This is a genomic window from Aquimarina muelleri DSM 19832, assembly GCF_000430665.1.
Classification (GTDB): domain Bacteria; phylum Bacteroidota; class Bacteroidia; order Flavobacteriales; family Flavobacteriaceae; genus Aquimarina; species Aquimarina muelleri.
The window spans coordinates 116,416-129,621 of sequence record NZ_AUML01000015.1 but is presented as its reverse complement, the minus strand read 5'-3'; the positions used below and the strand labels follow the sequence as shown (position 1 = coordinate 129,621).

General features: G+C 30.3%; 10 protein-coding genes. 8 read left to right on the top strand and 2 right to left on the bottom strand.

Annotation, left to right across the window (positions count from 1 at the left end; genetic code table 11):
- From H527_RS0107645 to H527_RS0107630, 4 genes are all read left to right on the top strand, one after another.
- Positions 1-320, top strand: a 320-nt coding sequence (locus H527_RS0107645; RefSeq protein WP_027412157.1) for an IS66 family transposase, incomplete at its 5' end; no start/stop codon positions are given.
- A gap of 401 nt (positions 321-721) precedes the next feature.
- On the top strand, positions 722-1,096 hold the full coding sequence (locus H527_RS0107640) for a hypothetical protein (RefSeq protein WP_027412156.1): 375 nt from the start codon (positions 722-724) through the stop codon (positions 1,094-1,096).
- Positions 1,097-1,191: 95 nt separating this feature from the next.
- On the top strand, positions 1,192-1,728 hold the full coding sequence (locus tag H527_RS0107635; protein WP_027412155.1) for a hypothetical protein: 537 nt from the start codon (positions 1,192-1,194) through the stop codon (positions 1,726-1,728).
- Positions 1,729-2,349: 621 nt separating this feature from the next.
- The gene (locus tag H527_RS0107630) at positions 2,350-3,795 is read left to right on the top strand and encodes a glycosyltransferase family 2 protein (RefSeq protein WP_027412154.1); all 1,446 of its coding nucleotides are present in this window, start codon (positions 2,350-2,352) and stop codon (positions 3,793-3,795) included.
- Between the two features lie 283 nt (positions 3,796-4,078).
- On the opposite strand, the gene H527_RS21645 is transcribed toward H527_RS0107630, so the two are convergent.
- Together H527_RS21645 and H527_RS0107620 are read right to left on the bottom strand one after the other, a co-directional pair.
- On the bottom strand, positions 4,079-5,584 hold the full coding sequence (locus H527_RS21645; RefSeq protein ID WP_051316684.1) for an HmuY family protein: 1,506 nt from the start codon (positions 5,582-5,584) through the stop codon (positions 4,079-4,081).
- 13 nt (positions 5,585-5,597) lie between these two features.
- Positions 5,598-7,685: a TonB-dependent receptor plug domain-containing protein gene (locus H527_RS0107620; protein ID WP_051316683.1), complete on the bottom strand. Its 2,088-nt coding sequence runs from the start codon at positions 7,683-7,685 to the stop codon at positions 5,598-5,600.
- Between the two features lie 138 nt (positions 7,686-7,823).
- On the opposite strand from H527_RS0107620, the gene H527_RS0107615 reads away from it, so the two are divergent.
- The 4 genes from H527_RS0107615 to H527_RS0107600 are packed head-to-tail and all read left to right on the top strand — an operon-like array spanning position 7,824 to position 13,202.
- Complete coding sequence (locus tag H527_RS0107615; RefSeq protein ID WP_027412152.1) at positions 7,824-8,729, top strand: DUF6607 family protein; 906 nt, start codon at positions 7,824-7,826, stop codon at positions 8,727-8,729.
- Positions 8,730-8,759: 30 nt separating this feature from the next.
- Positions 8,760-11,195 (top strand): TonB-dependent receptor, encoded by a 2,436-nt coding sequence (locus H527_RS0107610; protein ID WP_027412151.1) that lies wholly within the window; start codon positions 8,760-8,762, stop codon positions 11,193-11,195.
- Positions 11,196-11,206: 11 nt separating this feature from the next.
- A complete protein-coding gene (locus H527_RS0107605) occupies positions 11,207-12,706 on the top strand; it encodes an ankyrin repeat domain-containing protein (protein ID WP_027412150.1) in 1,500 nt (499 codons plus the stop codon).
- Position 12,707: 1 nt separating this feature from the next.
- Positions 12,708-13,202: a DUF2271 domain-containing protein gene (locus H527_RS0107600; protein WP_027412149.1), complete on the top strand. Its 495-nt coding sequence runs from the start codon at positions 12,708-12,710 to the stop codon at positions 13,200-13,202.
- Positions 13,203-13,206: the final 4 nt, after the last annotated feature.

The following is a 13,206-nucleotide window of genomic DNA, read 5'->3' as shown; positions in this document are numbered from 1 at the left end:
TTGGGAAAGCAATGACCTATTTTGTGAACCAATATCATAAACTCCAGAATATATTTCTGGATGGAAAAATAGAGCTAGATAATAACAAAATAGAAAATGCCATAAGACCAATGGCTATAGGTAGAAAAAACTATCTATTCTGTGGATCACACAAAGCAGCACAAAATGCAGCAATGCTGTATTCTTTCTTTGGAAGTTGCAAAATGCAAAACATAAATCCAAGAGAATGGCTCGCTAATACCTTAGAAAAAATACCAGATCATAGCATACAAAAATTAGAAGAATTACTACCTGGATATCAAGAAAATTCTATACTGTAGTTGCTCGGATGCATACTTTATAACTATTAGATTTCTTACATAAAAAAGAAGATTGATTTATATCTTATTATTTTATAAATAGTTAGAATTATGAAGATCTAATACACGTGAATTAAACAGAGATATGAATTATATTTAAGATAAGATTCAGCCGATTAAAACTTGTAATTTTGTTAATATAATAAAACTAGCATATGATTCTAAATTTAATCTAATTCATATCTCTTGTTTTATTTTTCGTTTTAAATCGTTGTATTAAAGTAAAAGCATAAAGGGCTTCCTTCAATTTTAGCAAAATTTAACTTAATAGTAAATTATACTTTCAATTTTTAGTGTTTACTTTGTTAAACACATTAATAATAATTTTCAATTACAACTTTAATATTGAATACTAATTCATAATGAAAACGTTTAAAAACATTATATGTTTTATTCTTCTTTCTGTACTATTCAAAATATCGATTAGTGCAAAAAACACATCGTTTTCAGAAATTTCTATTGATAATTCGATTGAAAAAAACCATTCAGTACAGTCCTTACTTAATTTGGAGATGTACCTGTATATTGATACTGAAACAGAACCTTTAGTTCGCGTATCACAACCTGATAATCTACCTTTATCACCAGATAATAAAACATCCAAAAAAGATGGACTTCTTAATAGAAGTCATCAATTATCTTTAGCTTATAGTCATCGTTTTCAAAATTATGACCGAGATTTTTTTAATAAATCCTTCAAAAAACAAATTATCTTTCCTTTCCATTCCTTTTGGTAATTAATAATAGTGTTTTTTCTTACGATTAAAAACAAGCATTGTTTCAAACGAAACTATGCAAATTCACTATAAATTATATCACAAAATTAAATATCATGGAAACAGGAATGATTGTTATTTTAATAATCCTAATAGTAATATGTACATTACCATTTATACTCATTAATGGTAGTACTAAAAAAAAAGAAAAACAGCTTAAAAAAGCCTTAGAGATAAGCATCACAGAAGATAATGGTATACTTACAGATTATGTGATTAATTATAATTTTGCGCTAGGATTAGATAGTAACGCTAAACAAATCTACTACTACAAAAAGACTTTAGAAGCAGAATATCTTCAAAAAATAAATCTGAAGAACATAGCCACTTGTGAAATAAAAAAAGATACTAAACAAATAAGAAATGGAAAGTTAAATTATGAGCGAATACAAAGTATAGCATTAGTCTTTACTTTTAAAAAAAACAATTTGATTGACCAGTTTAAAGTATATGACTATGATGATAGTCCACAACTTAGTGGTGAATTAGCTCTAGCAGATACTTGGGGAAAAAAAGTAATTGACTTACTAACTAAAGATTCTACAAATTTAAAAGATCCAAAAATTGAAAAGACCCCTCTCAAATTTGCTTAGACATCTATAAACATTCATTATTGTGTTTTGTTAGAAATAAGCTGAATTCTAAGTTAAAAAACAAATAATTTCTAAAAAACTCTTTGTTTCATTCTATGAAACCATCTTTTAGAGCTATTTTTTTTGAGAAATTATGTCTAGTCCTAAATAGTCGATACAGATTAATAAGGATTAAAATTAATTATTTAAAGCTGAAGAATGATATCATTCTTCAGCTTTTTTGATTGATACGTTTTTCTTTTGGTTTCTTGTTTTTTTATAAAATTTACGATATCCTCTCTTTAGTGATGAATCAAAACCAAATAAAAAGAAATCTATTTTGTACAATAAAATCATTTTAACTTTGTTTAAAATCTAATTTATTATTCATCTAACACAAGACAATTAAAATTATTTATATGCTTAATATCTAATAAACAAAATGTAGCTAAAAATCTCACAACGCAAAGTATTAAGCACTTTTTCCTACCTTAACACATCTATAATAGTGGGGAAAATACCCGCACATGTGTAGAATTTCCACATATTAAAATTCCTCAATTATTTTTAAAACTCTATAACTCAACCATATTCAAAATGGTATCAATATTGCTTTGTTTTTAAAAAAACAAGGAAATACTTATGAAGGGACTAATATTCTCCAAATATTCGGAAACATCAACATCTACCAATAAATACCTTACTCTTATCAAGAGTAATATTTTAGATTTATCCTCATCTTTCATTTTAATAGGAACATTTATACTAATGTTTGGTGCTGTATCTTTATTCTTTTTCTTACAACCATATTTTGAGAAAATTTATTTGGAAAGAATAAATAGTGCATGGGGAATTACCTTAATGGTAACAGGGATTTCTCTACTTATCCTTAAGATTAGTTTTTTAATTTATATATTATTTTTATACTTACGTTATAAGTCCATTAAATCAGTACCTAATAAACAATTACCCTCATGTACAGTTATTGTACCTGCATATAATGAAGGTGAATTGGTTTATAAAACCTTAATTAGTCTAGCCGAAAGCGATTACCCTCAAGAAAAAATACAAATAATTTCTATTGATGATGGAAGTCAAGACGACACATGGCAATGGATGAAAAAAGCTAAAGAAAAACTAGGAGATCGTGTTTCGATATACCAACAACCTAAAAACAAAGGTAAAAGGCATGCACTATATCGCGGATTTAATTTAGCTACAGGAGAAGTGTTTATAACTGTTGATAGTGATTCTATAGTAAAAAAAGACACACTGCGTAATATGGCTAGTCCTTTTGTTCTTAATAAAGAATGTGGAGCTGTCGCAGGAAATGTACGTGTGTTAAATAGAAAAACAGCTCTAATCCCTCGTATGTTAAATGTAAGTTTTGCTTTTAGTTTTGAGTTTATACGTTCTGCACAAAGTAAGCTAGGTTCTGTACTATGTACACCGGGTGCCTTATCAGCATATCGTAGAGAAGCTGTTTTTAATTGTCTTCAGGATTGGATCCAACAAACTTTTATGGGACAAGTTTCTAAAATTGGTGAAGATCGTGCTATGACAAATATGATTTTAAAGCAAGGTTATAAAGTATTTTTTCAACGTAATGCATACGTTTATACAAATGTTCCTGAGCATTACAAAAATTTATATAAAATGTTTATCCGTTGGGAAAGAAGTAATATTCGAGAGAATATAGCGATGAGTAAGTTTGCTTTTATAAACTTTAGAAAAGGATCTAAAATCGGTGCTAGAATATTGTTATTAAACCAATGGATGAAAATGATAATGGCATATCCAGCAATATTATTAATGTTATTTTTTATCTTTACTTATCCAATATTATTCCTAAGTTCTACATTGGTTAGCATATTTGCTTTTTCAAGTATACAAGCTTTATTTTATGCAAAAAAACATAGTATATCAGAAGCTCTATGGGCATACCCTTATAGTATATTTTATGCTTTCACCTTATTTTGGATAACACCATACGCGATTGCTACTGCTGGTAGAAGTGGTTGGTTAACCCGAGATTTAACTAAAAAAGAATTAAAAAAACAACAGGTTATTGCCGCTGTTTCTTCTTAATAAAAAAAGAATTGAAATTCCTTAAATTAAGAATACATAATAAATTAGGATTAGGCTTGTAAAAAAATTAATAGAGTTTGTTTTAGTACAATTATATCCTATGTAACTTACTTAAATCTAGATTCTAGATTTAATGACTAATCTTAGCCTTTAGTTTTTAAAAACATAATAATAATATTTTTTTTGTTATCGAAAAACATCTACTCTATCAAAAACAAAAAAGAGGGACTCAAAATTCAGTAGTCCCTCCTTACAATTAACACAACACTATTATAAATATTGATTACTTTAACAAGGTATACTCAAATTTAGGGTTTCCTCTTTCGTTACTTTCGTTTACAACTGCAGTAAAACGAAGTTTATAATAATTACCAGCTACATCTTTTATAATATAATATCTATCATCTAATAACCGCGCTGGTGATGAATATGGATATCGCCAGTCACTTCCAATAATATTTCTGGTTTCGTAGTCTAACGATGCTTCAGTGACATCAGACAGTTTAAAGTTTTCATAAGAAGGTACGTCAAACTCATTGGTCACATTATTTACCACCTCATAAGTAGTAACTTGATACAGACCAGTACCTCCTAATGTATTATGAAGCACATAATCGGTATAAGTAGGACCGTTTTCTGCACCAAATACTCCAGTAAAATTAATATCCCAGTCTTCTTTAGCTGGTTCTACTGAAACTTGATTTCCACTAGTTAAACTAAACGCTACAGAGTTCAAACTTGGATCCTTGCTAATAGTAACTTCTGTAAATGTAGTAGCCTCCAATTCGGCATACTGAAGTTTATAATTCTCCCCTTCCATCAATACTCTAATTTTGTACCATCCCCTATCATCTCCAGAATGATTAGTGCTTCCAGATCCAGGTCCTGAAGGAATCTCAGATCCCATGTATACTAGATAAACTTTATTCTCTTCATCTGTAGAGGAAATTACTGAAATAGCTGTTTTACTACCATTTCTATGATCGGCATATGGACCATACATAGAATAAGATTGTTTTACTCCTGCTTTATATTCTTCTACAGTATTTACCGTTACTTGATCTGTTTGATTTGTTTGAAAATTATATACTTGAAAAGTTAATGGAGATGAAAAATTAGTAGAACTCACTACGGTTTTTAAATCAGTAAATTCAGAAAGTTCTGCTGCAGTAACTCTAAGAGAAGAATTCAAAAACACTTTGTTTTCTGTTCCTGAGTGAAAGGCAATTTCCCACAAATCCCTTCTAACTTCTGTCGTTTTTTGCGAACTTAAATCTATATATACTTGATTGGTATAATTTACTCCACCTACTTTTGGTGAAATAATTCCTCCCAGTGCCGCTGATTCTGTAAAACTTAAAGCCAAATCTGTGTTACCACTAATAACACCATTAAGAACACTCACTTTTGTTAAAGAGAATACTACTGATTTAGTAGCACCTTCAATAGGGTTTTTTAGCTTATTGATAGTAAATGAAGCACCACTATCTCCTTGCTTAAATGCGACTGTAACACTCCCTGTTTCTCCAGAAGGTGTAGTTGTAAAATCTGCATCTGCTCCATAAGCAGCATTTTCTACTGTATAATTTATAGTTAAATTTCCTGCCTCAGGAGCTTTACTTGAAAAAATAATTTTCACTTCTTTGTTTTTATCTGTAGGAGAAAAACTAATAGAAGGGTTTTCAAAGGCTACAGCAAACTCTTGTATTACTGTATCATCATCACTACTACATCCACTTACAATAAAGAGTAGTAATAGAGTTTTAATAAAATTTAAATTGGTTTTCATCGTGACTTGTCAATTAAAAATTAAGGTTATATACTAGTTTAAAAAAATATGACCTTCCATAACCAAGTAATACGGTTGATGGAGATCCAGAATGCGCACCACCTTCTAAGGCGGTGGTATTTACTTCGGTTATATCTAAAAGATTACGAGCACCAAGAGTTAGCTGTATCTTTTTATTTAAAAAATCTTTACGTACAGAGGCATCCAACCAACTATAGTCGCTTTGTCTCCCTCTTATCAGTACTGTTTCATTATTTTCATTTTGCTGCTGTACAAACTGTTGTGAAGGACCATTGTATTTATAATATGTAGAAAAAATCATCCCCAAGCTCTTTGCATAATATGCTGCATTTGCATTGAATTGTATCCTATATAAATAATCATCATTATGTAACACCTTACTATCTAATACTTTTGATTCTCCAGCAAAACCAATTCCCGCACTAGCTTTTAAGTTTTTGTAGTTCATTGTATTGTTAAAAAAAGCTCCAAGAGTTCGGTAAGAATCTATATTGATATATTGAAACTGTAATGGTATTTGATTAACCACAGTAAGTTCGATTCGATCAGATACATTTAAATAGTTTAAAGAAAGCTTACTTAATAGTTTGGATGTACCATCCTTGGTGAGATCAAAACCTTTCTTTATATGCACAAAAATAGAAGATCCTTGTTCTGGTTTTAAATTTTCATTACCTCTTACATCATGATTAGCATCTACAAAATAAGTGTATAACTCCCCATAATTTGGTAATCTTGGGGAGGAGCCTACCACACCTCTTATTTCTACTTCATTCCTGAAAATGTATTTAGCACTTAATGAAACAGCTGCTTGAGTATTAAAAACTGAAGAAGTTAACAACCTGGCTCCCGGACGAATAGAAAATTTATCGTTTACATAAATTTCTGAAGAACCAAAAACATCATAAGATCCCAATTCTCTTTTTATGTTTTCTCCGTCAAAACTTCCAGATACACTGGAAGCATAACCATCAATATGGTTTACTTCATACCCGAACTGGAAATCAAAAGAATCCTGTTTCAAAAAATGGCTGAAATTGCCTCTGGAATAGAATGCTTTTCTAGACTCATATTCAAATTTCTCTACATCAAATTTTTCTTTAGTTTTAATTCTATACTTAAACGTCTCTACATTTCTTTTCTGTTGTTGATACGATAAAGAAATATCATAATTAAAATCATCTCTCCATTTTCCTAAAAAATTGAGGTGATGATAAAATCGCTCTGATGTAAAAACAAGGTCATCTCCGATAGGAGCGCTGGTTTGAGTAGATGGATTATAATTAGGGTTTACCTGTTCTGAATATCTATCAATGTTTTCATTAAAATATTCAAACTTATAAAAGGTTCTAAAAGCATTGTCTCCTTTATAAGTCAGTAAAGCTTTGGCGGTATTCTGTAATTTTGGTAGCCATGAGTATCCTCTTTTACCATCATTCAAATCATGAGATTTACCTTTTTTATCGTTCCAAAAACCTGCAAAATCGTTTCTTGTATATATTGCATTGGCATACCAACTATTAGAAATTTTTCTACCTACTTTTATAGACTGAATATGTCTACCTTTATCAAACAAACCATATTCACCTCCAACAGTTTCTTCTTGTATATAAGGCATTATTTCCCATTGATATTTACTGTTTTTTTTGGTAATAATATTAATAACTCCAGAAACTGCATTGGCCCCATATTGTACTCCCATAGAACCCTCTACAATTTCAATTTGTTGAATATCATCTAAGTTCATCTGAGTTAAATCTGTGTTATTTCCTAAACCTTCATCATTAATTACAGGAACATTGTCTATCAATATTTTAAAATATTGCCCATCTAACCCAAATAATTGCACCGCCGATTTTCCTGTAGACGCACTTGGTATAATATTAATATTTAATGTTTGGTTTAACACATCAGCAAGATTATTACCTGCTTGCTGTTCTATCTGAGCTCTACTAATTACTTTTACTTCAAAAACTGACTTATTTATGGATTGCGGAGAGTATTGTCCCGTAACTACAACTTCTTCTAATTGTTCTGCTATTACAGAGTCTTTTTTTACTTCTTTTTGTTGAGCAAACATGACGTTGCAAAAAAATAATAAAAAATAAAACAAAAAACTGTTTCTATTTAGATTCATTCTTAATAAATTTGCAGCAAATATAATACCTTATTTTAATTCAATCTAAATAAGGATTGATAATTTTTAAAATATTCAAAAATGAAACGATTTAAGATTTCGTCACTTGTGCTGTTAGTATTTGTATTTACTACGAATGCACAGAGCAAAAAAGCTGAAGATAAAAATGCTATAAAAAAAATGTGCGGCTGCTATGAGGTAACTTTCAATTTTGCAGAAACTTTTAGATATAGTAATGATTCGCTTTATAAGCCTTCAACAACAAAAATTGCTAAAGCATTAGAATGGGCTCAGTTAATTGAAGAGGATAAAAATAAAATTTCTATTCAGCATTTATTACAGGTTGGAGATCCATCAAAACCACACATTGTAAAACATTGGAGACAAGATTGGATATTCCAAAACACCGATTTTTATATGTTTAATGGAGATAATTCATGGAACTACGAGAAAAAATCTGAATCCGAAGTAAACGGGCAATGGACACAAAAGGTATTTCAAGTAGATGATAGCCCTCGCTATGAAGGTTCTGCAACTTGGGTACACGTGGATGGAAAAAGTTTTTGGGAAAACACAACAGATGCTCCTTTACCGAGAAGAGAATACACACAGAGAAATGATTACAATATAACTGTTAGAAGAAATAGGCATGAGATTACCAAAAATGGTTGGGTTCATGATCAAAACAATGATAAAGTAATACGTGAGGAAGCTAAAGAAGATATAATCTTAGCTAAAGAAAAAGGATATAACACATATATAAAAGTAGACGACAGTAAATGTAAAGCTGCTACGGATTGGTGGAAAGAAAACAATGAAAAATGGGCTTTGGTTCGTAACAAATGGGAAGAGGTTTATGCCCGAAATTTCGATTTGAAACTAAAAGCTAAAGTAGATAACAAAGCACTTTACAAGTACTTATTTTCTGAAGAATACACTAAAAAAGAAGATGTTAATAAAGTTATAGAATCTTTTGTAACACAATAATAACCATAAAACCAATAAAAGCACAATCACATGTCAGTTTATAAAAAATTACCCTTATTATTATTATTACTACTTAGTAGTATAAATTTTATGTATAGTCAAGCAATTCTACAAGGAGTTGTAAAAAATGGATTCAATGAACCTATCCCCTATGCCAATGTATCGCTTAAAGGTATTGGACTAGGTACTCAAGCACAAGAAGATGGTACTTTTATAATTGAAAATGTACCTTATTCAAATTACAAAATTAGTGCTAGTGCTGTAGGTTATGCAGAAATGAAAAAAAGTATTGAAGTAACCGGAAACATATCAAACATTACTTTTATTCTGGAAAACAACACTCAATTAGAAGAAGTTGAACTTTTTGGGTCAAGAGAAAAAAGAGCCGAAAAACTGGAAACATTAACAAGACTTCCTCTAAAGCCTAATGAACAATTACAAAGTATTTCGATTTTATCGAATAAGCTTATTGATCAACAAAATGCCCTTACACTTAGTGAGGTTACCAAAAACGTAGCGGGTGTATATACATTTTCTACGTATGGAAACATTAGAGAGAGTATGTCTTTAAGAGGTTACAGAGGTATTCCATTATTAAAAAATGGCGTTAGAATTAATTCTGACTTTAGAGGAGTTGGAGTTATTACTGACATGGCTGGTGTAGACAACATTCAAGTACTAAAAGGTATCTCTGCTATTAGCCAAGGGCTAGGAGGTGATTTGGGTTCTGTTGGAGGAGTAATTAATGTGGTTACTAAAACTCCCAAATTTTATAACGGTGGAGAAATAAGTTTAAGAGCTGGTAGTTATGGAAAAGTACGTCCAACTTTTGATTTTTATGGCCCTCTGAATAAAGAAAAAACAATTGCTTTTAGAGTAGCTGGTTCATACGATAGAGCCGATAGTTATAGAGCAAAAGTAAACTCCGAACGTTTTTACATCAACCCATCACTTGCATGGAAACCAGATGATAAAACTTCTATCTTTTTAGAAATGGATTATACCGATGATAGTACGACTCCCGATCAAGGTACTATCAATCTAGGAGACTACAGCACCAATAATATCTTGAAATTATCTGGCTCAAAATTTCTAGGTTTTGAATCAGACAGGTACACTTCTGTAAATAGTACTTATGCTGTAAGATTTGAAAGAGAAATAAATAACAATGTAACTGTAAAAGCTGGTTATTTTGTTTCTGACCTAGAAACTTACTCAGAGGCATCTTATGCTTTTGAAGGAGGAGGAAGATCAGGGCTACCTGAGTTGACTAACACCCAAAGATATAGAGAATATTCTGGTAACGGAAGAAGCGATAAAAACAGTGTATTACAGATAGATTTAGTTGGTAAAGATATTAAAACTGGGTTTTTAACACATACATTTCAAGTAGGTGTAGATTACAGAAATACAACTTTTGATAACACTGCATACACAACTAATTATCCAGATGATAATACTTATGTAGACATCATAGATGTAACTCAACCTATCAATAATGTTTTACCATCAAGCATATCATTAGAGCTAAATCCAGCAGGAGCTTCAGGCTCTAAAACAAAATCTTACGGTTTTACTATTCAAGATAAAATATCCTTCACAAAGTGGGCTGATGTATTTTTTGGGTTGCGATATACATCCTTAGAAAGAACAAAAGGTAATTTTATTGGTCGTAGCTTAACCGGTGCAAAACGGGATGATGCTATCAACCCGTTAGCCGGAATAAATATAAAGCCTAACGAAAACATAATTATATTTGGATCTTACGCCAGTAGTTCTAACCCTATGACTTCTTTTTATAGAGACATTAATGGTAAAGAACTAGGTACAGAAAGATGGGATCAATTTGAAACAGGAGTTAAATCAAACTGGCTAAACAAAGCTTTACGCTTTAATATTACTTACTTTTTAACAAGTAGTAAAAACTTAAATCTACAAGCAATCGATCCTGCAGGTAATTTCTTGGGCTACTATTTAAAAGGAGGAGAAGATACAAGAAATGGAATTGAAGTAGAGCTAATTGGTCGAATATTGCCAAATTTAGAAATAATAGGTGGATACTCTTATCTAGACGCTAAATACAAAGATCACGTATCTTATTACTATAATTCTAGCCCTATAAATACTCCTAAACATACTGCTAATTTCTGGGCTCGTTACAGATTTGATAAATCATTAAAAGGTTTATCTTTGGGCGCTGGAGCTTATTATTTAGGCGAAAGACCTCATAATGTATGGTCAAGAAATTACACCCATAACGGTGTAGTTCCTGGAGTTAAACCCTTTGATTTAAAAGCATATACAACAGTAAACATACAAGCGTCTTACCAATTTAATAATAAAGTAAGTCTGGATGTTTTTGCAAACAATGTATTTAATGAAACAGGATTTAACGCCTATAGAACTGTTTACCTAAACAGAATACAGCCTGCAACATTTGGAACAACATTAAGATATAAATTTTAATATTTAAAAAAATGAGTAGAATAAAAATAATAGTTGCTTTTGTTTTGTTTATAAACATGCTACAAGCTCAAACCAAAAATATTTTTTTTGAAAGAGATTTCTGGAAAACAAACCCGAGTATTGAAATCATAGAGCAAAAAATAACAGAAGGCAACAACCCATCAGCATTAAATCCTTATGGATTTGATGCTGTAGTTTATGCCACTTTAGAAAAAGCTTCCAATACATCCATAATACATTTACTATCTAAAAAAGGAAATGATGTTAATAAATTAACCCACGATAAAAGAACATATGTTTTTTGGGCTGCTTATGCTAACAATGTTGAATTAATGAAACATTTAATAGCCAATAATGCCAGAATGGATTTAAAAGATTCTCATAACTTTTCGGTACTAACCTTTGCTGCTGCTGCTGGTCAGACTAATAAAGAGATTTATGAGCTATGTATTAAAAATGGAATTGATATAAAAACCGATAAAGATGAACATGGAGCAAATGCATTATTATTATTAACTCCATACTTAAAAAACTTTACATTAATAGATTACTTCATTTCTAAAGGATTAGATCTGCACAGTACAGACAATGATGGAAATGGTGTTTTTAACTATACTGCGCGCACAGGCAATAAAGAAATGCTCGATTTATTAATAAAAAAGAAAGTTTCCTATAAAGAACTTAACAAAAAAGGTGGAAATGCCATGATTTTTGCTAGTCAAGGTACCAGAAAAGGATCTAATTCGTTAGCATTTTTTACATATCTCGAAAGTTTAGGTATCGAACCTAACATTACTAATAAAAATGGTGTTACACCCCTGCATAATTTAGCTTATAGTAATAAAGATATTGATGTTTTTAATTACTTTTTAAACAAAAATATCAATGTTAACCAACCAGATAACAAAGGAAATACTCCCTTATTAAATGCTGCTCATAGTAACTCATTAGATGTTATAAAATTAATAGCAAAAAACACTAAAGATCTAAACGCTGTTAATCAAGATGGTCATTCTGCATTAACAAATGCCCTAAAAAATAACACCCTGGATGTAATTAATTTTTTAATTGATCAAAATGCTGATGTAAACGTAATTGACTCTAAAGGAAATCATTTAGGCACTTATTTAATAGAGTCGTATGACCCTAACAAAATAGATGAGTTTAAAAAGAAAAAAGAAATTTTAACTAAAAAAAGAATTGATATTTCTAAACCTCAACAAAATGGAAATACACTCTATCATTTAGCCATAGAAAAAAACAATCTAGAGTTACTAAAAATGATAAATGGTTATGGTTATAAGATAGACATCAATACCAAAAACTTAGAAGGCATTACTACTTTGCATAAAGCAGCAATGATGGCTAAAAATGATATAATCTTAAAATATCTATTATCCATAGGTGCAGATAAAACTATCAAAACAAGCTTTGACGAATCTGTATTTGATTTAGCTAGTGAAAATGAAATATTGAAAGAAAATAATGTAGATATAAAATTTTTAAAATAAGATGAAAAAATCACTCATTTTTAAAACATTCCCAATATTTATATTTGCAATTTTTGCCTTATTTGGTTTCACAAATATTTCAGAAAAAAACACCTATAAATGTATGATACAGATGACTAATTATACTGGTGAAGGTGCATATATTGTTATTTCATTAATTAACCCTGAAGGGAATTATGAAAAAACGCTATTTGTACAAGGTGATGACGAAGAATGGTATCATGATATTATAAATTGGTGGAAATTTTATGGAAAAAAACGCCTAAACATAGATGCTATCACTGGAGCAACCGTAAGTGGTGGTGGACGAACTATAAGTATTATTGAAATTGAAGCTAACAAAATTGATACTGGTTACAAAATACGTTTTGAATCCGCAGTAGAAGATCAAGAATACTATATAAAGGATGTTGAGTTTGATCTAACATCTCAAACTGTAAAAAGTAAAGTTGAAGGAACAGGTTTTATACGTTACGTTCGTATGATGCCTCAATAATAAA